Annotated in this window: 22 protein-coding genes and 2 tRNA genes; 11 read left to right on the forward strand and 13 right to left on the reverse strand. The window is 72.7% G+C overall.

Annotated elements, in window-relative coordinates; genetic code table 11:
- Positions 1-230: 230 nt before the first annotated feature.
- Positions 231-353 carry a hypothetical protein gene (locus ACFWYM_RS06100; protein ID WP_384830649.1) on the reverse strand — a complete coding sequence of 41 codons (123 nt, stop codon included), beginning with the start codon at positions 351-353 and terminating at the stop codon, positions 231-233.
- 385 nt (positions 354-738) lie between these two features.
- Here ACFWYM_RS06100 and ACFWYM_RS06105 point away from each other — a divergent pair, with 385 nt between their 5' ends.
- The 3 genes from ACFWYM_RS06105 (at position 739) to ACFWYM_RS06115 (ending at position 2,521) form a co-directional block, all read left to right on the forward strand.
- The gene (locus ACFWYM_RS06105) at positions 739-1,047 is read left to right on the forward strand and encodes a hypothetical protein (protein ID WP_384830652.1); all 309 of its coding nucleotides are present in this window, start codon (positions 739-741) and stop codon (positions 1,045-1,047) included.
- 248 nt (positions 1,048-1,295) lie between these two features.
- Positions 1,296-1,802 (forward strand): two-component system response regulator, encoded by a 507-nt coding sequence (locus ACFWYM_RS06110; RefSeq protein ID WP_384830655.1) that lies wholly within the window; start codon positions 1,296-1,298, stop codon positions 1,800-1,802.
- 419 nt (positions 1,803-2,221) lie between these two features.
- Positions 2,222-2,521, forward strand: coding sequence for a YciI family protein (locus ACFWYM_RS06115; protein WP_384830657.1), 300 nt, complete (start codon positions 2,222-2,224; stop codon positions 2,519-2,521).
- 29 nt (positions 2,522-2,550) lie between these two features.
- Here ACFWYM_RS06115 and ACFWYM_RS06120 read toward each other — a convergent pair whose 3' ends face one another.
- Complete coding sequence (locus ACFWYM_RS06120) at positions 2,551-3,735, reverse strand: WD40/YVTN/BNR-like repeat-containing protein (RefSeq protein WP_384830659.1); 1,185 nt, start codon at positions 3,733-3,735, stop codon at positions 2,551-2,553.
- A gap of 229 nt (positions 3,736-3,964) precedes the next feature.
- Between ACFWYM_RS06120 and ACFWYM_RS06125 the strand changes: the two genes are divergently transcribed.
- On the forward strand, positions 3,965-4,381 hold the full coding sequence (locus ACFWYM_RS06125) for an SsgA family sporulation/cell division regulator (protein ID WP_384830662.1): 417 nt from the start codon (positions 3,965-3,967) through the stop codon (positions 4,379-4,381).
- 109 nt (positions 4,382-4,490) lie between these two features.
- Here the strand turns inward: ACFWYM_RS06125 and ACFWYM_RS06130 are convergent, their stop codons facing one another.
- Positions 4,491-5,189, reverse strand: a complete 699-nt coding sequence (locus tag ACFWYM_RS06130; RefSeq protein ID WP_384830665.1) for a GPP34 family phosphoprotein — start codon at positions 5,187-5,189, stop codon at positions 4,491-4,493.
- A gap of 301 nt (positions 5,190-5,490) precedes the next feature.
- Between ACFWYM_RS06130 and ACFWYM_RS06135 the strand changes: the two genes are divergently transcribed.
- From ACFWYM_RS06135 to ACFWYM_RS06150, 4 genes are all read left to right on the forward strand, one after another.
- A complete protein-coding gene (locus tag ACFWYM_RS06135; protein WP_384830668.1) occupies positions 5,491-7,125 on the forward strand; it encodes an ABC-F family ATP-binding cassette domain-containing protein in 1,635 nt (544 codons plus the stop codon).
- A 107-nt stretch (positions 7,126-7,232) separates the two neighbouring features.
- Positions 7,233-9,545: an ATP-binding cassette domain-containing protein gene (locus tag ACFWYM_RS06140; RefSeq protein ID WP_384830671.1), complete on the forward strand. Its 2,313-nt coding sequence runs from the start codon at positions 7,233-7,235 to the stop codon at positions 9,543-9,545.
- Positions 9,546-9,722: 177 nt separating this feature from the next.
- Entirely contained in the window at positions 9,723-10,499 is a 777-nt protein-coding gene (gene ddaH / locus ACFWYM_RS06145; RefSeq protein ID WP_384830673.1) for a dimethylargininase, read from the forward strand.
- A gap of 136 nt (positions 10,500-10,635) precedes the next feature.
- Positions 10,636-11,607: an acyl-ACP desaturase gene (locus ACFWYM_RS06150; RefSeq protein ID WP_384830676.1), complete on the forward strand. Its 972-nt coding sequence runs from the start codon at positions 10,636-10,638 to the stop codon at positions 11,605-11,607.
- A gap of 118 nt (positions 11,608-11,725) precedes the next feature.
- On the opposite strand, the gene ACFWYM_RS06155 is transcribed toward ACFWYM_RS06150, so the two are convergent.
- From ACFWYM_RS06155 to ACFWYM_RS06170, 4 genes are all read right to left on the reverse strand, one after another.
- Positions 11,726-11,801: transfer RNA gene (locus tag ACFWYM_RS06155), tRNA-Trp, on the reverse strand.
- A gap of 50 nt (positions 11,802-11,851) precedes the next feature.
- Positions 11,852-13,141 (reverse strand): ribonuclease inhibitor, encoded by a 1,290-nt coding sequence (locus tag ACFWYM_RS06160; protein ID WP_384830679.1) that lies wholly within the window; start codon positions 13,139-13,141, stop codon positions 11,852-11,854.
- Positions 13,138-14,841, reverse strand: coding sequence for an SDR family NAD(P)-dependent oxidoreductase (locus tag ACFWYM_RS06165; protein ID WP_384830682.1), 1,704 nt, complete (start codon positions 14,839-14,841; stop codon positions 13,138-13,140). The genes ACFWYM_RS06160 and ACFWYM_RS06165 overlap by 4 nt, the downstream gene beginning before the upstream one ends.
- 74 nt (positions 14,842-14,915) lie before the next feature.
- Positions 14,916-14,986 (reverse strand) — tRNA-Gly (locus ACFWYM_RS06170).
- Between the two features lie 115 nt (positions 14,987-15,101).
- On the opposite strand from ACFWYM_RS06170, the gene ACFWYM_RS06175 reads away from it, so the two are divergent.
- Positions 15,102-17,573 (forward strand): hypothetical protein, encoded by a 2,472-nt coding sequence (locus ACFWYM_RS06175; protein WP_384830685.1) that lies wholly within the window; start codon positions 15,102-15,104, stop codon positions 17,571-17,573.
- Between the two features lie 24 nt (positions 17,574-17,597).
- Here ACFWYM_RS06175 and ACFWYM_RS06180 read toward each other — a convergent pair whose 3' ends face one another.
- The 5 genes from ACFWYM_RS06180 to ACFWYM_RS06200 all read right to left on the reverse strand — a co-directional run bounded on the left by ACFWYM_RS06180 (position 17,598) and on the right by ACFWYM_RS06200 (position 20,573).
- Positions 17,598-17,846: a WhiB family transcriptional regulator gene (locus ACFWYM_RS06180; RefSeq protein ID WP_384830688.1), complete on the reverse strand. Its 249-nt coding sequence runs from the start codon at positions 17,844-17,846 to the stop codon at positions 17,598-17,600.
- A gap of 140 nt (positions 17,847-17,986) precedes the next feature.
- Positions 17,987-18,376 (reverse strand): cupin domain-containing protein, encoded by a 390-nt coding sequence (locus ACFWYM_RS06185; RefSeq protein WP_384830691.1) that lies wholly within the window; start codon positions 18,374-18,376, stop codon positions 17,987-17,989.
- Positions 18,377-18,426: 50 nt separating this feature from the next.
- The gene (locus ACFWYM_RS06190; protein WP_384830694.1) at positions 18,427-18,855 is read right to left on the reverse strand and encodes a hypothetical protein; all 429 of its coding nucleotides are present in this window, start codon (positions 18,853-18,855) and stop codon (positions 18,427-18,429) included.
- A 50-nt stretch (positions 18,856-18,905) separates the two neighbouring features.
- Positions 18,906-19,667 carry a helix-turn-helix transcriptional regulator gene (locus ACFWYM_RS06195; RefSeq protein ID WP_384830697.1) on the reverse strand — a complete coding sequence of 254 codons (762 nt, stop codon included), beginning with the start codon at positions 19,665-19,667 and terminating at the stop codon, positions 18,906-18,908.
- A 102-nt stretch (positions 19,668-19,769) separates the two neighbouring features.
- A complete protein-coding gene (locus ACFWYM_RS06200) occupies positions 19,770-20,573 on the reverse strand; it encodes a VOC family protein (protein ID WP_384830700.1) in 804 nt (267 codons plus the stop codon).
- Between the two features lie 206 nt (positions 20,574-20,779).
- Between ACFWYM_RS06200 and ACFWYM_RS06205 the strand changes: the two genes are divergently transcribed.
- Positions 20,780-22,003, forward strand: a complete 1,224-nt coding sequence (locus ACFWYM_RS06205; RefSeq protein WP_384830703.1) for a glycoside hydrolase family 64 protein — start codon at positions 20,780-20,782, stop codon at positions 22,001-22,003.
- Between the two features lie 18 nt (positions 22,004-22,021).
- On the opposite strand, the gene ACFWYM_RS06210 is transcribed toward ACFWYM_RS06205, so the two are convergent.
- Entirely contained in the window at positions 22,022-23,074 is a 1,053-nt protein-coding gene (locus ACFWYM_RS06210) for a LacI family DNA-binding transcriptional regulator (protein WP_384830706.1), read from the reverse strand.
- Between the two features lie 379 nt (positions 23,075-23,453).
- Here ACFWYM_RS06210 and ACFWYM_RS06215 point away from each other — a divergent pair, with 379 nt between their 5' ends.
- Positions 23,454-24,224: an IclR family transcriptional regulator gene (locus tag ACFWYM_RS06215; RefSeq protein ID WP_384830709.1), complete on the forward strand. Its 771-nt coding sequence runs from the start codon at positions 23,454-23,456 to the stop codon at positions 24,222-24,224.
- Positions 24,225-24,246: the final 22 nt, after the last annotated feature.

The following is a 24,246-nucleotide window of genomic DNA, read 5'->3' on the forward strand; positions in this document are numbered from 1 at the left end:
ACGCAGCTCGCGCGCTACTGGCGAGTGCTCTCCGTCGACGCGGGGGTGTTCCGTCCAGCGGATGCCAAGGCAACGGATGGCGGCAGTTCTCCCCGCCGACGCAGGGGTGTTCCGGACGCCTGGTGGATTGCGCTGTGTGCCGCCGCGTTCTCCCTGCCGACGCGGAGGTGTTCAGGAGCTGGCCGCGCGGTGGCGACCGCGAGCGGTGCTTTCCCCGCCGACTGACGGTGTCACAAGAGCAAGGCGACCGGGGGCCAGCCCGCCACCAGCACCGGCTTCCACGCAAGCTTCGGCGCCGCAGCGACGTTGGCCGCCACGGACACGGCGATACCGAGCAGGAAGGTCAGCCACACCACCAAGTCCTTCCGCCGCCCACGACTTCCGTCCGCGTCACACCGTGCACTCCCCCACGTTGCTGGGTGTGCGTCGACGGCCCAGGGCAGGCGGTCCGGCAGGCCCACCAGTGCACATCCCGTGCACACTTGCGCGGGAATTCCCGGGAACTTCCGGGCAGGCGCGGGAAGTCCAGCCGGACCTGCGTTCTTCACGTCGGAAGGGATGCCCAGGTCAGCGAGGTGCGGCCGACCACGGCAGTCATCTGCAGGACCCCCGAGACAACCCCGACAGGACCCTGACTTCCCCCTGAGATGTGTCAGGTTTCTTTGACAGGGCCCGCGCGGGAGCTGTCAGCTATTCATGACAGGTAAGCGAACGGAGCGGGCAGGAGGCTGCGGCGACGTGACTGAAGAGATGGTGACGGTGGCCGCCGGGGGCGCCGAGGACCTGGTGGGGGCCGTCGGGGCGGGCGGGTTCTTCCTGCTGTCGATCGTGGTCGTGTGGCAGATCGCCGCCACCTGGCGGGCCCGGCTGCTCGCGGCGCGCGAGGAGCAGTACAAGAAGCTCGCCCTCAAGTACGCCCAACTCCTGGAGGACAACGTGGAGTTGCACCGGCGCTCGGTCGAGGACCTCAAGCAGACCCGCGAGGAGCTGGCGCGAACCCGGCACTCGGTGGGCGCGATGGAGAAGATGATGCGGGAAATCGACTAGGGGTTGCCCGGCGGGTCACACCCGGCCCGACGCCGGTCACGCCTGGCCGGACCCCCGGTCACACCCGGCCGGTCTCCCGGTCACACCCGGCCGGACCCCCGTCACGCTTGGCCGCGCACCGGTCACACGGCCGGAACCTCTCCCCTTAACTCGTCCGGCAGGGCTCTTGCCTCTGGCCCATGCCTGCGGTGAAGTGGTCGTGGCGGGAGCGGGAGAAAACGGGGCGGGAGGGAGGAGGCGGGGCCGACGTGTCCGACGCCAGAATCCTCATCGTCGACGATCACGAGGACAACCTCTTCGCCCTGGAGAGCACCCTCGCGCCGCTCGGCTGCCGCATGGAGCGGGCGAGCAGCGGCGACCAGGCCCTCAAGGCGGTGCTCCGGGGCGGGCTGCAGCTCGTCCTGCTCGACGTGGTGATGCCCCAGGTCAGCGGCCTGGACGTGGTGCGCTACATGAACCGACTGGAGCAGACCCAGGACATCCCGGTCATTCTGCTCACCGGTCTCGGCCATGACATCGGCCTGGCCGTGACCGCCCATGACCTCGGCGTGGCCGACTTCATCGTGAAGCCGATCGACCCGTGGCTGCTGCGCACGAAGGTGCGGTACCTGCTGCGCGTCCAGGAGCGGTTGCGGCACCTGGAGGGCCAGTTGCTCGCCCTGCGCTCGGACACCGCCGCGCAGCACGAGCACCACGTGCCCGAGCAGCGCCCCCGCGTGTGCCGCCCCCGGCGCCCGGAGGAGACACCTACGTAAGCGGTGTGAGTGGCGGCCGCCGCCGGGGGAGAACCCACCGCCGACGACGGCCGCGGGCGCGTGGCCGCGGTTCCCCTTCACGCGGCCCTCGCGCACACCGTCCCCTCCGGCACTCGAGGCTGCGGGAGTGCCCCGATGACCAGGCCGGGAGGACGAAGGGCCGGAGCCGTGCCGTCGGCGTATTCACGACTCCGGCCGCCCGGAAGCCGGGCTGCCTCGTCGGCCCGGGGTCCGGGGGCCGCGTCCGCGTCCCGCGCCTGCCCCGCGCGGAATCGCGTCAACTACGTTTGCTGTCAGCCAGGTTCACTACGGTCCTGTGTTCGAAGAGTACGGCCTGGCGGGAGCGGGTGAAAGACCGTGCGTTCCGGCCACGGTGGCCTGCGCCCGCCGCTCCGTGGCCGGGCGGTAGCCTCGCGCTCATGTTCGTAATGGAATTGACCTACACCGCACCCGTCGAGCGCGTGGACGCCGCGCTCGCCGCCCATGTCGCCTGGCTCGACGAGCTCTACGCGGACGGGACCGTCATCGCCTCCGGCCGCAAGAACCCCCGCGACGGCGGGATCATCCTCGCCGTCGGGGACGACCGCGCCGCCATCGAGAAGATCGCCGCGAGCGACCCCTTCGTGACCGCCGGGGTCTGCGAGTACCGCATCACGGAGTTCATCGCGACGAAGACCGCCCCCGAACTGGCCGGATACCGGCAGCAGTTGCCCGCGTAGGGCAACCCCTGCTGGAGGGCGAGGCGGGATCAGCGCGTGCCGTCGGTCTCCAGGCGCGCGACCCGGCCCTTCTCGCCGGCCGCCCAGCAGCCCCGCCCGCCCGGGCCCGCGCAGTCCACCGTGTCGTACGAGCCGGTGTCGACGGTCCGCCAGCTGCGGCCGCCGTCGGTGGTGACGTCGGTCCCGGTCGGCCCGACCGCGAGGGCCGTGGCCCGGGTGCCGGGGAGCCAGACGACGCCGGAGCGGTAGGCGGGCGGCGGGTGCGCGGCCGTGGTCCAGGTGCGGCCGCCGTCCCGGCTGAGCGCCGCCGCGTCCGGGGACGCCTGGTCGGGCCGGTAGTCGCCGCCGACCGCGAGCCCCTCGACGGCACGACCGGCGTGGCCCCGCTCGCGGAAGGCGAGGGCGAAGACGCCGCGGGCCGGGTCGCCCGCCGGGACCGGCGCCTCGGCGGCGCTCCAGGTCAGGCCCCGGTCGGCGGAGTGCAACACGCGCGCGTGTGCGGCTCCCCCGGTGGCCAGCCAGACGTCCCGCGGTCCGGAGCTGACCAGGCACTGGCCGCTCGCCGCGAAGCTCGCCTCGCCCTCCTGCGCGGCCGGCATGCCCTTGTTCGGCAGCACCTTCCAGGAGCGGCCGCCGTCCACGGTGGACAGGATGCGGTACTTGCCGTCGACGGGATCGCTCATCGCCAGGCCGTGGCGGCGGTCGAAGAAGGTCATGCAGTCGTAGAACGCCTTCGGGTCGGCGTTGCGGAAGGACTCCGTCCAGGTCTTGCCGCCGTCCGCGGTGCGGTAGATCCGGGACGCCTCGCCCTCGCCGATCGACAGGGCCACCGCGCGGTGCGCGTCGTACGCCTCGATGTCGCGGAATTCCACGTTCGAGGCACCCGGGGGCGACACATCACGCCAGTTGGCGCCGCCGTCCGCGGTCCGCAGGACCGTGCCCTTCGTCCCGGCGACCCACGCCGTGGAGCGGCCCACCGCGGCCAGCCCGCGGAAGCGGGCGTCGGTGCCGGTCTTCTTGAGGGCCCAGTGCGCCCCGTGGTGTCCGTGGGCGGACCCCTGGTGTTCCTGGGCGGGCCCCCGCGCCTCCCCCGGCCCACCGGCCGCGCCCGGCGCCGCCTGCGCGGGGAGCGCCGCCGCCAGGGCCACCGCCCCGAACGCCGCCGCCCACAGCCCCACCCGTACCTTGCGTCGCGTCTTCCCCAAGCCCCTCATGGCGCGCGAAGCTAGCCCACCCGGCGGGCCGCGTCCAGATGGCCGGATGGCACCCGGGGGCGAACCGTCCGGCCCCTGTCGGCGTCTCCCGGTGTGTGCCCGGGGGATGGGTGCGGCAGCACTGTTTCACCATCGGTGACACAGGTCACTCGGTTCTCGCGTGCACGGATTCCGCTTTTCCTACGTCTATGAAAGTGCCAGGTCCAGCCGTCACCTAAGGGAGCAGGCGTTGTCCACCGTCATTGAGCAAGCCGTTGAGGCCCGCCTGGTCGCCGCCGCGCCACGGATGCCCACTATTCCCGCGACCCTGCACTACGCGCAGTCGGACCCGTACGCGGTCCGGATGAGCTTCCCCGCTCCCGCCACCCTCGAGGGCATCGAGGTGTACTGGACCTTCGCCCGCGAACTGCTCGTCCACGGGGTGGAGCAGCCGGTCGGCGACGGGGACGTGCGCGTGCGCCCGTACGGATTCGACCGCACGGTCGTGGAGTTCCACGCCCCCGAGGGCACGGCCATCGTGCACATCCGCACCGGCGACCTGCGCCGCTTCCTGCACCGCACCCTGGCCCTCGTGCCGGTGGGCCAGGAGCATCTGCACGTGGACCTGGACGGGCACCTGGCCGACCTGATGCGGGACGCGTGCTGAGGCGCACCCGGCCGACGACCCAGCACGACCTCTGAGGCACACCCGACCGACAGCCGCCCACGCACGACCGCCGAGGCACGGCTGACACACGGCACCCGCCCCGCGGGGGTCAGCCGCCCCCTCCGCCACCGGAGTCCCGCGCCGCCGACCGCGCCGCCAGCGCCCGCTTCAGCGCCTTGCGCAGATGCGCCAGCGCCTCCGGCAGCCCGGCCCGCTCCGCGCCCGCGCGGGCGGTGAGCTCCTCGAGCCGCTCCTTGTACCGCCAGTGGTCCAGGCCCCGCACGAGCGTCCGGACCGCCCCCGTGGACGCGATGACCACGAGTGCCGCGTCGTCGACCGGCACCGCGTCGGCCCCTTCGGAGTCCTCATCGGACCGGCGCAGGACGGCGAGCGCCTCGCCCTGCAGCAGTTCCACATAGCCCGCCCGCTCCAGTTCGTGGCGGCGCCCGGGGAAGACGCCGAGCCGCCTCACCCGCACCACCCGCAGATATCCCCCGGCCACCAGTCCCTCGCGGACCGCCGCCAGCGTCGCCCGGGACCGATGGGTCATCCAGGGCCGCCAGCCCTTAGGGCGTGACTCCTCGATCAGCTCCATCAGCTCGTCGAGCACCGGGTCTCCCGTACGGGCGCCGAGGACCGGCGTGACGATGCCGTTCACCTCCGCTATGAAGCCTCGCTGGGCGAGCTCCGCGAGAGCACAGGCGCGCACCACCACGTCGAGGTCCATGCCCGCGCTGACTCTCCCCTTCGCCGGGTTCGCGGCGAGCAGATAGAGCCGCGCGGGCAGTGAGAGCGAGCCGTAAGGCATGGGGCCTCCTCCGTGGGCCGGACCGGCGGCCACACTATTGCGTTGACGGCGACGGCCGGTCCCCCTACGCTGTACAGCGGTTCTGTTGCCGTCGATAGGAGAAGGACGTTGCTCGTCTGAGGTCAGTGGACACCGCGTTGCGCAGCTCTCTCGCTGTGTGCGTTGCGTGTGACCTCGGCATTCGAGCCGTCCCCCGGCGCAGGGCCTTCTTTCTTTTCCCCGGGTCCCCGGTTCCCCGGCCCCTGCCCGCGGTGTCCCCACGCGTTGCCCTTGATCGCACCGACGCAACCGCGAGGCCCGTATGTCTACCCACCCCACCTCCCTCTCCTGCACGTCGCTCGACTTCTCCTGGCCGGACGGCACCCCCGTCTTCGAGGGGCTGCAGGTCGCCTTCGGTCCCGGCAGGACCGGTCTCATCGGCGTCAACGGCTCAGGGAAATCAACCCTGTTGAAGCTGCTCGCCGGGGAGCTCGTGCCCGCCGAGGGCGCCGTGAAGGCCATCGGCGAGGTCGGCTACCTGCCGCAGAACGTCACGCTCGACACGGCCGTACGCGTGGACGAGGCGCTCGGCATCGCCGGGGCCCGCGCCGCGCTGCACGCCATCGAGGCGGGCGACGCGAGCGAGGAGAACTTCACCGCCGTCGGCGACGACTGGGACGTCGAGGAGCGCGCGCTCGCGACCCTCGGCGAACTCGGCCTCGGCGCCCTGGATCTGGACCGCACCATCGGCGAGGTCTCGGGCGGCGAGTCGGTGCTGCTCCGCCTGGCCGCGCTGCTGCTGCGGCGGCCCGACGTGCTCCTGCTCGACGAGCCGACCAACAACCTCGACCTGTACGCCCGCCGGCACCTGTACGCCGCCGTCGACGCCTTCCCGGGCATCCTGGTCGTGGTCAGCCACGACCGTGAACTCCTGGACCGGGTCGACCACATCGCCGATCTCCGCGACGGCGAGGTCACCTGGTACGGCGGGAACTTCTCCGCGTACGAGGAGGCGCTCGCCGCCGAACAGGAGGCGGCCGAGCGGATGGTGCGGGTCGCCGAGTCCGACCTGAAGAAGCAGAAGCGTGAACTGGCCGACGCCCAGGTCAAGTTGGCCCGCCGCAAGCGGTACGGCCAGAAGATGTGGGACCAGAAGCGCGAGCCGAAGATCGTCATGGGCAACCGCAAGCGGGCCGCCCAGGAGTCGGCGGGCAAGCACCGCATCATGCACCAGGAGAAGCTCGCCGAGGCGAAGGAGCGCCTGGACGACGCCATCGAGGCGGTGCGGGACGACGACGAGATCCGCGTCGACCTGCCGCACACGCTGGTCCACCCGGGCCGCCACGTGCTCACCCTCAGGGAGCTCTCGCTGCGCTACGGGGCGCGCGTGGACGGCGAGTTCTGGCTGCGCGGCCCCGAGCGGATCGCGCTGATCGGCCGCAACGGAGCGGGCAAGACGACGCTCCTGCGCACCATCGCGGGCGAGCTGGAACCGGTCGAGGGCGTGGCCGAGGCGCATGTGCCCCTGCGGTTCCTGCCGCAGCGCCTCGATGTGCTCGACCCGGAGCTGACCGTCGCCGAGAACGTGGCGCGGTACGCCCCCGACGCCACCTACAACCGGATCCGGGCGCGCCTGGCCCGCTTCCTGTTCAAGGGGGCGCGGGCCGACCAGCGGGCCGGGACCCTGTCGGGCGGCGAGCGGTTCCGCGCGGCGCTGGCGGCGCTGCTGCTCGCGGAGCCCGCGCCGCAGCTGCTCATGCTCGACGAGCCGACGAACAACCTCGACATGGCGAGCGTGAAGCAGCTGTCGTCCGCGCTGGAGTCCTACGAGGGCGCGCTGATCGTGGCCAGCCACGACATGCCGTTCCTGGAGTCCATCGGCATCACGCGGTGGCTTCTGCTCGACGGGGAGGTGAAGGAGATCAGCCAGGAGGAGACCGCGGAGATCGCCCAGTAGGCGGAGACCGCTCAGCGGATCGGAGGCCGCTTCGTGGATGTCGCTTCGTGGATGTCGCCCATAAAACACGACAGAAGCTGTCTGGTATGCCGGTTAGCTTCGCGTGTATGCACCAGGACATCCACGGATACATCACCCTGACCGGAGCCCGCGAGAACAACCTCCAGGAAGTGGGCCTGCGCATCCCGAAGGGCCGTCTCACGGTCTTCACCGGGGTGTCGGGCTCGGGGAAGTCGTCGGTCGTCTTCGACACGATCGCGGTCGAGTCGCAGCGCCAGCTCAACGAGACGTTCACGTGGTTCGTGCGCAACAGGCTGCCCAAGTACGAGCGGCCGCACGCGGACGCCATCGAGGACCTCTCGCCCGCGATCGTCGTCGACCAGAAGCCGATCGGCGGCCACTCCCGTTCCACGGTCGGCACGATGACCGACATCTACGGAGTGATCCGGGTGCTGTTCTCGCGGTACGGCACACCGAGCGCGGGCGAGGCCACGGCGTACTCGTTCAACGACCCGAGCGGGATGTGCCCGGAGTGCGACGGGCTCGGCAAGGCGGTGCGGCCCGACTACGACCGCATCCTCGACCCTGCCAGGTCCCTGGCGGACGGCGCGATCCTGTTCCCGCCGTTCGCCGCGGGGACCTGGCAGGGCCAGACGTACACCAACACCCCCGACCTGGACACCCACAAGCCGGTGGGTGAATTCACCGCCGCGGAGCGGGAGTTCCTGCTCCGCGGCGGCGGCAAGGGCAAGCAGGCCGGCAAGGTCAACGTCGACAACACCGGTGGCTCCCGGGACATCGACTACGAGGGGCTCGCCGACCGCTTCGAGCGGCTCTACCTCAACCGCGACCTGTCGACGCTCGCGCAGAAGACCCGCGACATGGTGCACGGCTTCCTGGTGGAGGGCCGCTGCCCGGCGTGCGGGGGCGCGCGCCTGAACGCCGCCGCGCTCGCCACCCGCATCGACGGGCTCGGCATCGCGGACCACTCCCGGATGGAGGTCACCGACCTCATCCGGGTGCTCGGGCGGATCGACGACCCGGTGGCGGGCCCCGTCGCGGCCGCCGCCATCACCGCTCTCGAACGCATCGAGGCCATCGGGCTCGGCTATCTCAGCCTGGACCGGGAGACGTCCACGCTCTCCGGCGGCGAGGGCCAACGGCTCAAGATGGTGCGGCACTTGGGCTCCAGCCTGACCGGGATGACGTACATCTTCGACGAGCCGAGCGTCGGCCTGCACCCGCGCGACGTGGGCCGCCTGGGCGATCTGCTGCTGCGCCTGCGCGACAAGGGCAACACCGTGCTGGTCGTCGAGCACGACCCGGATGTGATCGCGATGGCCGACCACGTCGTGGACATGGGTCCGGCGGCGGGCGCGGGCGGCGGGCACGTCGTCTTCGAGGGCACGCCGGACCAGCTGCGCGGCGCGGACACGCTCACCGGGCGCCAACTGCGGCGCGCCACCGGCGTCAAGGCGAAGCCGCGCGAGGCCACGGGCGGCCGCTGGGTGAAGGGCGCGGATCTGCACAACCTCAAGGAGGTGAGCGTGCGGGTGCCGACCGGGGTGCTCACGGCGGTGACGGGCGTCGCGGGCTCCGGCAAGAGCACCCTCGTGTCCCGCGCCTTCGTCGAGGCGCACCCGGACGCGGTGGTGGTCGACCAGTCGTCGATCGGCATCTCGGGCCGTTCCACCCCGGCGACGTATCTCGGGATCATGGACACCGTGCGGAAGGTGTTCGCGAAGGAGACCGGCACGCGGGCGGGGCTGTTCAGCTTCAACTCCCATGGCGCGTGCGAGCGTTGCCAGGGGCGCGGGATCATCTACAGCGACCTGGCGTTCATGGACCCGGTCACCACGACCTGCGAGGCGTGCGACGGCCGCCGCTTCAAGGAGGAGGTGCGCGCGCTGACCGTGCGCGGGCGCTCCGTCGTGGACGTCCTGGAGATGACGGCCGGGCAGGCGCTCGACTTCTTCGCCGGGCTGGGCGACGCCTCCGTACGGCGGCGGCTGCGCGCGCTGCGGGACGTGGGCCTGACGTACCTCACGCTCGGCCAGCCCCTGAGCACCCTCTCCGGCGGTGAGCGCCAGCGCATCAAGCTCGCCACCCAACTGCACCGCACGGGCGCGACGTACGTCCTGGACGAGCCGACCACGGGGCTGCACATGGCGGACGTGGACGGGCTGCTCGCGATGCTGGACCGGCTGGTCGACGCGGGCAACACGGTGCTAGTCGTCGAGCACAACCTGGAGGTCGTCAAGCACGCGGACTGGGTGATCGACCTGGGTCCGGAGGGCGGCAGGGACGGCGGCCGGATCGTGTTCGAGGGGACCCCGGCCCAACTGGCCGAGGCGGAGGGCTCGTTCACGGCGGAGCATCTGCGGCGCGATCTCGGCCGGGGCGTGGCGCGCGCCGCGTGACCGGGGCGTCGCGCTCCGCATGAAGCGTGAGCGGACGGGGTACGGGCGTGCCCGTACCCCGCTCCCCCCGCTCCCCCCGCTCCCCCCGCTCCCCCCGCTCCCCCCGCTCCCCCATCGCCCCCATCGCCCTCATCGCCCTCATCGCCCTCATCGCCCTCATCGAGACGGAGACCGCCCGTGCCGAGTCAGAAGGCCCTCGTCCGCCGCCCGGGCCCCCGTCTCCCCGAGGGCCTGGTGACCCACCTCGAACGCACTCCCGTCGACGTCGGCCGGGCGTTCACCCAATGGGAGGGTTACGTAGGGGCGTTGCGGGCGCACGGCTGGGAGACCGTCGAGGTGGAGCCCGCCGACGACTGTCCGGACGCCGTGTTCGTGGAGGACGCGGTGGTGATGTTCCGGAACGTGGCTCTCATCGCCCGCTCCGGCGCCGAGTCACGGCGGGGCGAGACGGCGGCGGTCGAGGAGACCGTCGGCCGGCTCGGCTGCTCGGTCAACTGGATCTGGGAGCCCGGGACGCTGGACGGCGGCGACGTCCTGAAGATCGGTGACACCGTCTACGTCGGGCAGGGCGGCCGGACGAACGGCGCCGGGATCCGCCAGCTCCGCGCCGTCTTCGAGCCGCTCGGCGCCCGGATCGTGGCCGTACCCGTCAGTACGGTCCTGCACCTGAAGTCGGCGGTGACAGCGCTGCCGGACGGGACGGTGATCGGCTACGCACCCCTCGTCGACGCCCCGTCCCTGTTCCCCCGCTTCCTGCCGGTACCGGAGGAGGCGGGCTCGCACGTGGTGCTGCTCGGCGGTGGCCGGCTGCTGCTCTCGGCGAGCGCACCGAAGAGCGCGGAGCTGTTCGCGGACCTCGGATATGAGCCGGTTCTGGTGGACATCGGCGAGTTCGAGAAGCTCGAAGGCTGTGTGACCTGCCTCTCAGTCCGGCTCAGAGAGCTCTACGTGTGACCGGGACCCTTTATCGGGGGCTTAACCTACGGCAACGTAACCTACGTGGCCGTAGGTAAGCCGTGCGTACCCGCTCGTGCGCGCGGCGGCGCTCCTGCGCCTGCCGAGCAAGAACTCCCGTCCCCCTGGAGCCCCCGTGACGATCACCTCCGCCCATCTCTCCGCCGCGGACAGCTGGACCGACGCCCGGCTGCTGTACGCGCTGGAGGAAGTGGTCGAGAAGGAGCTCAACCGGCATCTGAAGGTCGCCAAGGACTGGATGCCGCACGAGTACGTTCCGTTCTCCGACGCCCGCAACTTCCCCGGCCAGTTCGAGGACGGTGTCGCCTGGGAGAAGGAGCAGTCCCAGGTCACCGAGATCGGCCGGGTCGCCCTCGTCGTCAACCTGCTGACCGAGGACAACCTGCCCAGCTACCACCACGAGATCGCCACGCTCTTCGGGCGCGACGGCGCCTGGGGCACATGGGTGCACCGCTGGACGGCCGAGGAGGGCCGCCACGGCATCGTGATGCGCGACTACCTGCTCGCCTCGCGCGCGGTCGACCCCGACAAGCTCGAAGCCTTCCGCATGTCGCACATGAGCGAGGGCTTCGAGTCGGACAACCGCCACTCGATGCTGCACTCGATCGCGTACGTCGCCTTCCAGGAGCTCGCGACCCGCATCTCGCACCGCAACACCGGTCACCAGTCCGGCGACCCCGTCTGCGACCGGATGCTGGCGCGCATCGCGACCGACGAGAACCTGCACATGGTCTTCTACCGGAACCTGCTGAAGTCCGCCTTCGAGCTGGCGCCCGACCTCACGATGCAGGCCGTGCGCGACGTGGTCGTCGACTTCCGCATGCCGGGCCACGGCATACCGGGATTCGAGCGGGCGGCGGCGCAGATGGCGATCGGCGAGGTCTACAACCTCCGCATCCACCACGACGACGTGCTGCAGCCGGTCCTCCGCTTCCTGAAGGTCATGGAGATCGACGGCCTGGGCCCCGAGGGGCGGCAGGCCCAGGAGGAACTCGGCTTCTTCATGGGCGGGTTGGACGCCGAGGCGTCGAAGTTCGACGAGCGGCTGGCGGCGCGGAAGGCGCGGATGGCCGCGCGACGGGCTTAGGCGCCCGGCAGACGGGGTACTGGCGCGCCCTTCCTGGGGCTCCGCCCCTGGCCCCCCATCGGCGCTGCGCGCCTCGTCCTCTCGTCCTCAATCACCGGACGGGCTCGTGGAGGAGGGGGGCGGGGCGGCTGGATTCGAACCAGCGTGTTCCGGTTTTGGAGACCGGCGCGCCTGCCTCTGCGCTACGGCCCCGCCCTTGCCGCAGACCCTAACCGGTCGGCTCCGGGCGGCCGATCCAGGCCCGTCAGCGGTGGACGCTGCGCACGGCCGCCACGTCCGCCGGGACCGCCGGAGCCGGGACGTCCGCGCTGAAGGCGGCCAGGCGGCGCTTGATGCTGGCCGCGACGCCCTGCCCGAGCACGAACCGAGTGGGCGTGACGGCCCGTTCCGCCGTGTCGAGAAGCCGGTGCGCGCCGCGGCTGCGCAGGCCGGTGTGCGTGAGGACCAGGTGCGCCAGCCGGTGCTCACCGGCGGCGAGCGTCTCGGCGACGGCGGCGGCCGCCTCCCCGTCGACGTGGTTGTCGCGGGCGCCGAGCACCTGGGCGGCGCGGACCCGCCCCAGGTCGAGGAGTTCGACGCCCGCCGCCGTGGCGGCCTGGATGAGACGGGCGGCGGCGCCCGGCCCGATGCCGTTGCTCGCGACGGAGAGGCGGCCGAGCGCGGCATACGGCGCCCGCGCCAGCCCCTCGGCCAGCAGCAGCGCCCCGCCGTCCCCCAACTGGGCCGCCGATACGTACAGTTCGGACACCGCGCCCGAGGCGATCAGCTCCGCGAGTGGCGCGGCACCGGCCACGCCGAGCGCATTGCCGCCGAGGAAGAGCCGCTCCACGCGCCGCCCGCTGTCGGCGGCGGCGAGCAGCGCGTCGGCGAGGACGGCGAGCCCGGCCGCGCCGAGGCCCGTCTGGACGAGGTCGAGCGTACGCAACGTCCGCGCGGCGTCGACGAGTTGGGCGGCCGCCCGTCCGCCGCCCGTGCCCAAGGGGTTGCGCTTGAGCCAGACGCCGGTGACGGCCTGCGGGGAGGCCCGCAGCCGGTCGGCGATGCGGCAGGCGCCGCCCGCCGTGATGCCGTTGCAGCCGAGGTAGAGCGTCTCGACGCCACGGGCGCCGGTCACCGCGGCGGCACCCTCGTCGCCGAGGGCGTCGGTGCCGAGCAGCAAGTGCCGTACGGCGAACGGCTCTTCGGGATCCCGCCCCGCATCAGGCTCCCGCCGCACGTCAGACCCCCGCCCCGCAACAGACTCCCGCCCCGCGCCAGACCCCCGCCGCGCATCAGACTCCCGCCCCGCGTCGCGGAGCGCGGCGGCGACCCGCGCGGCCCCCTCCGCGCCGAGGGCCTGCTTGCACAGGTCGATCCGCCCGTCCGGCAGGGCGGTGCCCGCGGTGAAGTCGAGCCGCTCCCCCACCGGCCGGCCGCCGCGCAGCCAGTCGAGCAGCGGCTCCAGGTCGGCGCCCGGGCGGGGCACGACGCGGGGCACCCCGGCGAAGCCCCCGCCCTGCGGCGGTACGTCGCTCACCGGCGGTACGTCGCTCACCACGCCGCCTCCCGATAGTCCTTGAGGAACACCCCGGACACCGGCGCCCCCGACTCGCCCCGCACGATCGGGTCGTACACGCGGGCCGCGCCGTCCACGACGTCGAGGGGGGTGCGGAAGCCCGCCTGCGCGATCCGGTCGCGCCGGGGCTCCGGGTTCTCGTCGGTGATCCAGCCCGTGTCGACGGCGCACATGTGGACGCCCTGTGCGGCGAGTTCGGCGGCGCTGGTGCGGGTCAGCATGTTCAGGGCGGCCTTGGCCATGTTCGTGTGCGGGTGTCCGGCCGTCTTGTTGCGCACCGCGAAGCGGCCCTCCACGGCGGTCACGTTCACGATGTAGCGGTGGGGGTGCGGGGACGCCAGCAGGAGGGGGAGGAGGCGGTCGCAGAGCAGCGCGGGAGCCAGCGCGTTGACGAGTTGGGTCTCCAGGATCTCCGCCGGGTCGAGCTCGCCCAGCCGGGCCGACCAGGAGTTCCGCGGTGCGGGGTCGGGCAGCAGGCCCGCCTCGTCGGCCTCCTGCAGGACGAGGGCGAGCGCCCCCTGGTGGGCGGCGGGTGCCGTGCCCGTGACCTCGGCCATCGGACGGAAGCCCGGCGCGCCGCGCGCCCCGGCGGGCAGTTCGCGCGCCTCCCCGGAGGCCAGGAGCGCGTACGACTCGGGTGGCCGTCGCACCGTCTGCGCCGCGTTGTTCACCAGGATGTCCAGCGGCTCGCCCGCGCTCCTCAACTCGGCGCACAGGCCGAGGACTTGGCGTGGGTCGCGCAGGTCCACCGCCAGGATGGTGAGGCGGTGCAGCCAGCGCTCGCTGCCCGGCTCCGCGCGGAAGCGGCGCAGCGCGTCGTGCGGGAAGCGGCTGGTGACGAGGAGCTCCGCGCCGTCGCGCAGCATCATCAGGGCGAGCTGGAAGCCGATCTTGACGCGGCCGCCGGTGAGCAGCGCGCGGCGCCCCGTGAGGTCGGTCGTCAGGGCGCGCATGGCTCGGTTGTCGTTCGCGCAGTCGGGGCAGAGCCGGTGGTAGAAGGCATCGACCTGTCGATAGGAGGACTTGCAGACATAGCAGGGGCGGGGACGGCGGAACTCGCCCCTGAATTCGCCGCCCGTTGCGAGCCTGGATCCGGCCCCGGCCCCGGCCTCGGACGCGGACGCGGACCCGGATTCGGACCCGGGCACGAGCCTGGATCCAGCCCCGGACTCGGCCCCGGAATCCGACCCGGGTATGAACTCAGATCCGATCCCGGACGCGGACCCCGAACCCGACCCGGCCCCGAACTCAGATCCGACCCCGGACACCAGCCCGGAACCCGACCCGGGCACAAGCCCCGATCCGGCCCCGCGCTCGCCTTCAGCTCTCGGCGCCGGCATCACAAGCGGCGCGTCCGGGCGGCGGTCATGGGCTCCGGTCGCGGTCGCGGCCATCAACGCCGAGTCGGCCGCCGACAGTTCGGCGCCCCGCGCCTTGCGGCGGCGCAGGCGTCCGTCCCGGGCGAAGGACGCGGCGACCTGCTCGGCACGCAGCCGCACGGGGTCGTCGACGGGCAGGGCCCGCAGCTTGCCGACGGTGCGGTGGAAGGCCGCGAGCTCCTCGTCGGTGACCCGGCCGTCGTCGACGGGGACGTCGCACTCCCCGCTCCGGCCACTCCTGTCAGCCCCGTCGGTCCCGTCGGTCCCGTCGATCCCGTCCAACTCGCTGATCCCGCCCATGCGTCACCCGTACGTCCCCCGTGTCCCGGCTCCGCGCCCCCGCGCCCCCGCGCCCCCGCGCCCGGCGCGCTCCGTGGTCCCGACCGGATTCGAACCGGCGTATCCGCCCTGGCAAGGCGGCGAGTCTGCCTCTGCTCTACGGGACACCCACACGCGCCCCGAGGACGCGCCCCCGGATCGTATACGTCGTCCGCCCGTCCGGTCGCACCGATTTACGAGCCGTGCCCCCGGTGCCATGTTGGGCCCAGGGGGTGGAACCCATGGCGCAGACCCACGAGTGGATGTTCTACGAGGTCATGTGGCGCGGCTGGGCGGGCAGGGCGCGGGTGCCCTATCCGGTTCCGTGGTGGGCCCAGCAGGCGTTCCGGCGGTGGAGCGACGACTTCGACGCCGGCACGTACGACTCCAAGGAGGCGGCGTTCGCCTCGAACGCGCTGTACCGGTACTGGCACATGGTCGGCGTGAAGGACCACCGGCAGGAGTCCCTGATCGGGCAGGCGGGCGAGATCGAGCCGGTCTACGACAAGTACTGCCTGTCCTTCTTCCTCTTCGACCCGGCGACGGGCGCACTGCATCTGCCGCAGCTCCTGGATGGCGGGGAGCTCGCCCAGCGCGTGGAGGCGGCGCATCTGCCCGTGGTCCTGACGACGTTCCGCACCGCGGACGGCGTGGAGTTCGTGCAGCGCACCTTCGGGACGGCGATCGGGGCGCGGCAGCGGGACCTCGTGGTGACGCGGCTCACCGTGGGCAGCCCGGGCGGGCAGCCGCGCGAGGGCCTGCTGTGCGCGGCCGTCATGCCGGCGGGGCCGAGCGGCTTCCAGCGGCACGACCGCAACGGGCGGGAGATCACCGACCGGCGGCTCACCTATCTGCGGCATCTGACGCAGGAGGGGCGGGTGGAGACCAACAGCGGCTGGGGGCCGGTCTTCGACACCCCGCCGGAGAGCTTCGGGGTGTACGGGAACGGCGAGTTCGCCACCGACCCGGACCTGTATCTGGCGCACAGCCCGTTCCACGACCTCGTCATGAGCGGCAAGCTGAACGGTGCCGTGGAGGCGCAGGACCAGGTCGCGGGGCTGTGCAGCGCGGCGTTCGCGTGGCCGTACCGGGTCGTGGGCGACGAGGTGTTCTCGCTGGATGTGCGGCTGCCCGTCGATCTGTACAGCGGCGCCGCCGACCTGGCCGAGCTGCGCGGGACCCCGGCCGATGAACTGGAGTCCGCCAACCGGACGTTCTGGACGGACAAGCTTCTCGGGCAGGGCGTGCAGCCCCAATTCCCCTCACCGGTCGCGCACTTGGCGGACCACTTCCGGCAGGCCCGCTCGCAGCTGCTCATCCTCTCCGACAACGGCGAGATCCACCCGGGTCCGACCGTGTACGACTCGTTCTGGATCCGCGACTCCTCGGTGGAGGCCACGGCCTGCTCCCTCGTGGGCGACCAGGCGCTCGCCGAGCACCAGTTGGGCACGCACTACCCGCTGAAGTTCAACCGGGGCGGCGGCCAGATCGGGCCGTGCGCCGAGTACGGCTTCTACGGCGGCCCGCACGAGAAGGACGACCGCGAGTGGGACAGCAACGGCCAGGCCCTGTGGGCCATCGGCCGCTTCGACCGCACGCGGGGCCGGGGCGCGGCGTTCGGCGCGAAGATGTACACGCCGTACGTCGTGGACGCGGCCCGCTGGCTGCGCGACAACCGCGACCAGTACGGGCTGCTGCACAGCGGCTGGAGCGCCGAGCACCTCGGGGAGCGCGACAAGCCGCACTACTGGGACGACTTCTGGGGGCTCGCCGGGCTGTACGAGGCGGCGCGGCTCGCGGAGCGCATCGGCTCCCCCGACGTGCCCGAACTGTGGGGCGCCTTCGACGACTTGAAGGCCGCGACCGCGGCGAGCGTGCGGTGGGTCCTCGACGAGCAGCGCCGTCGCGGGGCGTGGGAGACGTACATCCCGACCGGGCCGGGCGACGTCGGGCGGCTCGACTCGACGATGATCGGCACGGCCGCGTACTTCCATCCGCTGCGGCTGCACATGGGCAGCAAGCTGGGCCCCGATGTGGAGCGGGCGGCGCGGTACACGCTCGACACGATGTACGCGCACTTCGTGACCGGCGGCTTCCGCCACGAGGCGGCCTGGAACGCGTACGGCCCCTACCTCACGATGCAGTTGGCGCACGCGTATCTGCTGGCCGGGAACCCGGCGCGGATGGACGCGCTGCTCGGCTGGACCGTCGCGGCCTCGCTGCCGCGCACCGAGGACCGGGCGGTGGCGCTCGGCGCGTGGAACGAGCAGCACGCGTTCCCGATCGCCTCGGACTTCCACGAAGTGCCCGCGTACCACTGGTACATGGGCGACATCCCGCACGGCTGGGCGGCCGCCGAGTATCTGCTGCTGATCCGCGACATCCTGTTCTTCGAGGCGGACGAGGACCACGACCCGCATCTGTATGTGGCCCCGGGCGTCCGTCCGCACTGGGTGCCGGACGGCGAGTCGGTGGCGGTGGCCGGGGCCCCGACCCTGTTCGGCTCGCCGTTCGGCTACCGGCTGCGGCACGACGCCGCCCGGCGGCGCGTCACCGTCGAGATCGGCGAGGCGCCCGGGCAGGTCCGTTACGTGTATCCGTGCCGCTTCGGCACGGTGCGGGCCGCGACGGCGGACGGACGTGCGCTGCCGGTCTCCGGCGACGACGTCCATGTGCCCGCCGGGACGCGGCAGTTCACGGTGGAGTACGGCTGACCCCGCTGCCCCGCGCGCTGATCCCTACAGCGACGGCCGGCGTCTGAGGGCGTACCGCTCCTTCTCGGAGAGGCCGCCCCAGACGCCGAACCGCTCGTCGTTGGCGAGCGCGTACTCGAGGCAGGCCGTGCGCATCTCGCACAGCTCGCAGATGAGTTTGGCCTCGCGCACCGAGCTGCCGGGCTCGGGGAAGAAGAAGTCGGGGCCGGTCTGCGCGCACAGCGCCTGCTCCTGCCAGGCGGCTTCGGTCTCGGTGGTGATGTCGGTCTGCATGCGGCCGATGCTGACAGGGCGGGAAAAACAATCGATCAACGAACGATCAACGCCGCACCGGCTGCCCGAACGGGCCCGCCCCGCTGACCGTACGGGGCCCGCATCGGCTCCCTCGTGCCCGAGTCGGCTCGGGCTTCGCGTCAGGCGTCATGGTGCCCCTGGCAGCCACAGCCCCGCGAGGCGGCGCGCGGAAGACTTTCCGTGAACTCGCTCTGGGAGAACACCGCGAGGAGGGTCGCCTCCTCGGCGCCGTGGTTCGTCAGGCTGATCTCCTTGCCCGCGGGCAGCATCGCGAAGCTGCCCGGCACCACCGTCTTCGCGCCGCAGGCGCAGGCCGCCTCGACGGTCCCGCTGACACCGGTCAGGAGCAGCTCGGACGCGCCGTGGCTGTGCGCGGGTATCACGCCGCCCGCCGGGACGGTGATGCGGACGGCGGCGAGCTCCTTGAAGGGGCCGCTCTCCGGGTCGAGGCGCAGGGCGTGGCCGGACTCGCCGGTCGGCCGGGTGGTGTCGAGGGTCATGCCGAACATGGGGGTTCCTTACGGGAGTTGAGGGGGGTTTCGGGAGGGGGCGGGGCTGCTCAGGCGGCGACCGCGTGGGCGCGGCGCCGGAGGCGGTGCAGCGGGGTCACGGAGGCGACGGGCTCCGTGGGGGTGGCGCGCGGCCGGGGGAGGTTGTCGACGAAGTCGCTCCGGGTGAGGACGGCGAGGACGGTGGCGGGGCGGTCGGTGCGGTTGGCGAGCGTGAACATCTCGCCGCGCGGCACCATCACGCAGGCGCCGGGCCCGACGCGGACGGTGCCCCGGCCCGGGTCGCCGACCTCCACCTCGCCGGCGACCGAGGTGAGCAGCACCTCCGACTCGTCGTAGGCGTGGGCCTCCAGGTCCGTCTCGGCCAGGAGCTGGATGCGGGCGGCGGCGAGCTCCTTGAAGGGGCCGCCCTGCGGGTCGATGCGGACGACGGGCATGTCGCCGCGGATGTACTGCGTGCCGATGCTGATGGGGAACATGGCGATCCTTCGTGTGCGGTGGTTCAGGGGGTGCCGGCGGTCCGGCGGGGTCAGCTGGTGGCGCGGAGGTCCGCGCGGCAGAGCTCGGGGCCCACGAAGGGGCGCAGCTCCGCTGCGGTTCCGGTGCCGTCCAGGAGCCCGTCCAGGACGCCCTGATGGACGGAGCAGATGACCTCGGGGCGGGCGCGGGCCAGGTCGCGGTAGGGGCAGCCGCGCAACAGGACCCTGCGCGTGCCGTCGGGGGCGGGGGCCTCTTCGGGCTCGAAGCCGCTGCGTGCCGCGTGGGCGAAGACGCGGCCCCAGGTGGTGGCGCCTCTCTGGCCGGCCGGAGCCGGAGTGCCGGCGGGCGTACGGGCAGGTGTGTCCGACGCCGCGAGCTCATGCCCCCAGGTACGGCCCGCCGCACGCGCCGCGGGCTTCGCGTCCGCGTGCGTGGCGAGCGCCTCGGCCAGGGCGGCCGCGAGATCGTGGTCGGCGCGCCCTTCGGGTCCGTCGGGCGTGCCCGAGGAGGCGGGCAGGCCGGGGGCGGCGGGTGTGCCGGGGGCGGCGCGGACGGCCGTGTAGCGAAGTTTTGGCCGTCCGCGCCCCGGGCCCGCCACCGTGGTGGCCCTGACCAGTCCGGCATCGGCCAGGGAGGCCAGGTGATGCCGGACGGTCGCGGCCGAAAGACCGGTGGCAGCCGCCAGCTCGTCCACGCCGAGCAGGCCGTCCGCCTCCCGCAGCTGGGACATCAGACGCCGTCTGGAAGGAACGGCGAGCGCACGGTGAACGCGCTCGGCGGCTTCGCTGTCCTTACCGGTCATTTCGGTCATGTCATGAATATACGCGACCCCCATCACGTAAATTCCAGAGGCAAAGGTCAGGGACCAAGGGCCCGGGTGTCCTCGGCCCCGGGCCCCGGGCCCGGCGCTCCCTCAGCCCGCGGGCGCCCCCGACGGGTCCGGCTTGATCAGCGCGAAGCGCGCGCCCTGCGGGTCGGCGAGCTTGGCGATGTCCCCCGCCCCGGGGACGCTCATCGGCTCGGCCCGGACCGTGGCCCCGAGCTCCCGGGCCCTGGCCACGGCGGCCGCGCAGTCGTCGACCGCGAAGTACGGCAGCCAGTAGGCGCCCGCCTGCTGCTCGATGGGGTCGTCCGCGACGTCGGCGACGCCGCCGAACATGTCGTCCTGGGTGCCCTCGCCTGGGTTCACCGTCGTGTACGTGTACTCCTCGCTCATGGGGACCTCGTACGCGTTCCACCCGAAGACCGAGCGGTAGAAGGCGAGCGCCGCCGGGACGTCCGGGGTGTAGAGCTCGCTCCAGGTGAGGGCGCCGGTCTGCTTGATGACGCCGAGGCCGTGGTTGGTGCCCGGCTGCCAGATGGAGAACGGGACGCCCGTCGCGTCCGTGAAACCGGCCATGCGGCCGAGGTCCGCGACGTCCATGATCCCGAACGTGCCGCTGCCACCGGCCTGTTCGACCGCCTTGGCCGTCGCGTCGGCGTCCGGTGTCTTGAAGTACGTCGACCAGACGGGGGCGCCTTCCTCCGCGGGGACCGCCATGCCGCCCGCGACCGTCTCGCCTCCCAGCTTGAACAGGCTGTAGCCGCCGAACTCGGGGGCGCCCTGCTCGAATTCCCAGCCGAGCAGGCCGCCGTAGAACACCGCCGCCGCCTGGAGGTCGGGTGTGCCCAGATCCACCCAGATCGGGGCACCCGTGAGGTACGTGGGATTGAGCATGATCGACTCCTTTGTCGCATCTCACTTCCGTGCTGAAGAGTCTGGCACTCGGCACTGACAATGGCGTGACCCGCCATTTTGTAAAGGCTCGAAGTTTCTGAGAGCGCTCTCAGTCACAACTCTTGACGGCACTGCGGGCCCTCGGAACAGTGGGGCACCGCAATCCCCACCCCTCCACATCCCCCCACACTCTTCAGGAGTCCTCCGTGATATCGCGCCGCGCATTCCTGACCGCAACGGCCGCCACCGCGGGCGCCCTCTCCTACCCGGCCTGGGGCAGCGCCCTCAGCCCCGGCGCCCAGGCCGCCCCCGCCACCTGTGAACTCGCCCTGCGCAACGCCTCGTTGCCCGGCCAGGTGCACGCCTATGTCACCGGGCACGAACAGGGCACCGACCGCTGGGTGCTGCTCAAGCCGGACGGCGGCGTCTACCGGCCCGACTCCCCCTCGGCCCCGCAGACCCCGCTGCCCGTCGACTGCGCCATCCCCCTCGGCGCCGCGGGCTCGGACCCAAAGGCTCTGACTCTCCCTCAGATGTACGGCGCCCGCGTCTACTTCGTCCGGGACGACAAGCTCGACTTCTTCCTCAACCCGGGCCCGGCCCTCGTGGAGCCCGCCTTCGCGACGCCCGAGGACCCCAACTACCAGCGCACGTGGTCGTTCTGCGAGTTCACCTTCAACCCGCAGCAGCTGTACGCCAACATCAGCTATGTCGACCTGGTCACGGCGCTGCCCATCGGACTGACCCTGGAGGGCGACGCCACGCACACCGTGAAGGCGCTCCCGGACGGCGCCGTCGACAAGATCGCGAGCGACCTCGCCGCGCAGGCCGCGAAGGACGGCCAGCCCTGGGACAAGCTCGTCATCAAGGGCGACGGCGGCGTGCTGCGCGTCATCTCCCCGCAGAACCTCATGGCGCCCTACTTCGGCGACCCCGACCGCATGCCGTTCCGCGACTACTGGAACGCGTACATCGACCAGGTCTGGGAGAAGTACCGCGGCGCCGACCTGAAGATCGACCTCCAGGGCGGGCGCGGCGTGCGCACGGGCCGGGTCAGCGGCGACACGCTCACCTTCGACGGCGGCCACACCTTCGCCAAGCCCACCTCGAAGGACATCTTCACCTGCAACCACGGGCCGTTCGCCAACAACCCGAACGACCCCGACGACAAGAAGGGCCTGCTCGCCCGCCTCGCCGCCGGGTTCAACCGGAGCATCATGCTCACCCACCCCGAGCAGCCGAACGGGACGACGTCCGGCGACTACTACAAGGACGCCGTCACCAACCACTGGTCGCGCGTCGTGCACGCCAACTCCCCGATCGGGTACGCGTTCCCGTACGACGACGTGCGCCCGGACGGCCAGCCGGACGTGTCGGGGGCGGCGTTCGACGGCAACCCGCGGCGGTTCACGGTGAGCGTGGGCTCGTAGCGGATTCTGCCTGGCCTGCTAGGCCGAGGCCCGCCGCACCAGGGCCGTCGGCAGCACGACGCCGGCCGGTCCGGCACCTTCCTCCGTGCCGGTCCCCCGGCCCCGCCGCAGCAGCTGGGCGGCCATCAACCGGCCCATCTCCTCGATGTCCTGACGGACCGTCGTCAGCGGTGGGTCGGTCTGCTCGGCGACCGGCAGCATGTCGTCGAAGCCGACCACTGCCACGTCCTGCGGCACCCGCCGCCCGTGCTCCCGCAGCACCCGCAGGGCCCCGGCCGCCGAGAGGTCGTTGGCCGCGAACACGGCGTCCAACTCAGGTGCGCGGGCGAGGAGTTCCCGCATCGCGCGCTCGCCGCCCGCCGGGGTGAAGTCGCCGTGCGCGACGAGTGCGGGGGCCGCGTCCCCGACCACGTCGCGGTAGCCGTCGAGCCGGTCGGCCGCCGACGTCTGGTCGAGGGCGCCGGTGATGTGGGCGACGCGGGTGCGGCCGAGGGCGACCAGGTGGCGCACGGCCTCGCGGGCGCCACCGCGGTTGTCGACGTCCACGTAGGAGGGGCCGGCGGCGCCCGTGGCCCCCGGGGCGGCCCCGGTCTCCGTCGTCCAGCCGGGGCGCCCGCCGAACACGGTGGGCACCCCCGCGGCCTCGATGATGGCCGGAAGCGGGTCGTCGAGGTGCAGCGAGAAGACCAGGGCGCCGTCGACGTGGCCGCCCGCGAGATAGCGTCCGACCCGCTCGTGGTCGGCCCTGCCCTCGGTGAGCAGCAGCACCAGCTGGACGTCGCGGGCCGTCAACTCCTTGCTGATGCCGCGCAGTTGAAGAGCGAAGAACGGGTCCGCGAAGACCCTGGTCTCCGGCTCCGCGATGACGACCGCGACCGCGTCGTGGCGCCGGGTGACGAGGCTGCGGGCGGCGCGGTTGGGCACGTATCCGAGCTCTTTGACCGCTGCTCTGACCTTCTCGGCGAGTGAGTCGCGCACCCCTTCGTCGCCGTTGACGACGCGGGACACGGTGGCCCGGGACACGCCCGCGCGGACGGCCACGGCCTCCAGAGTGGGTCGCTCCTGCGGCACCTGCGGCTCCTCGGCGGCCGGGGACACGGTCGGGCGCCAGCGTAGCGGCAGGACGCGGACGCCGAGATCGTCCGGCCCTGAGCCGATACCTGAGCCGAGACCTGAGCCGGGCCCTGGGCCAGGCCCGCACGCGACCGGCGCTGGACCGGCACGTGATCGGCGCGTGACCGGCGCGACGGCAGGAATCGGACAGCGGGGGCGGCGGAGGGTGTCCGGAACGGACATTGTTGCCGGGGCGGGCGTCATGGAGGATTCATGGGGACATTCCGGGGGACGGCGCGGCTGGTGAGGCCGGGGCCCGTGGGCGCGCGCGGGAGCGTGCCCACGAGGGCAGGATCACGGGGAGTGCGACCACGGGACCACGGGGAGTACGAACGGCATGACGCAAGCAGCGCGGATACCGGACGGCATCGCACCGGGCCGGGCCCCCGCGGGATCCCAGGCGGTCCAGCGCGCCCTGGACGTCCTGCACTCCTTCCACGACAACGGCCCCGACCTGAGCGCGTCCGAACTGGCCCGCCGCCTCGGCCTGTCCACGTCGACGGCTCACCGGCTCGCCCGCACGCTCGTGAGCGCCGGGTTCCTGGAGCAGGACGCGCGCACGGCCCGCTACCGCCTCGGCCCCACCGTGACCGAGCTGGGCCGCCTCTCGTACCACCAGCGCGGTCTGCATCTGGCCGCTCCCGAACTCGCCGACCTCGCCGAGCGCACCCGCGCCGCGGCCGAACTGGCGCTGCGCAGTGGGCCGCACGCGGTGATCGTGGCGGGCGGCCCGGTCACCCCCGAGGTGGGCCTGCGCCGCCCGCTGCGCTCGACGGCCCTCGGCAGGGTCCTGCTGGCCTGGCCGCGCCCGGGTGACGGCGATGCCGCGCCCGTCACCGAACCGGGCGCCCTGGAGGCGGAGTTGGACGGCATCCGTATGGAGGGCCACGCCCACGCCGTCGGTGAGTCGACCCCCGAGACGCGCACCCTCGCGGTCCCCGTGCTCGACCGCTGCGGCCATGCCCGCTTCGCCCTCGCGGTCCGCGCGGCCCCGGAGCTGCTCACCGACGCCAACACCCCGTGGTTCCTGGCCCAGGCCCGTGCCTGCGCCCGCGCCCTGGAGGTGCTGCTCCTGCCGCCCGCGGAGCGCCGCGCCCCGGAGGCGTGAGCGCCGCTCCCCGGCAGCGTGG

This window comes from Streptomyces sp. NPDC059009, from assembly GCF_042740175.1.
In the GTDB taxonomy this organism is placed as follows: Bacteria; Actinomycetota; Actinomycetes; order Streptomycetales; family Streptomycetaceae; genus Streptomyces.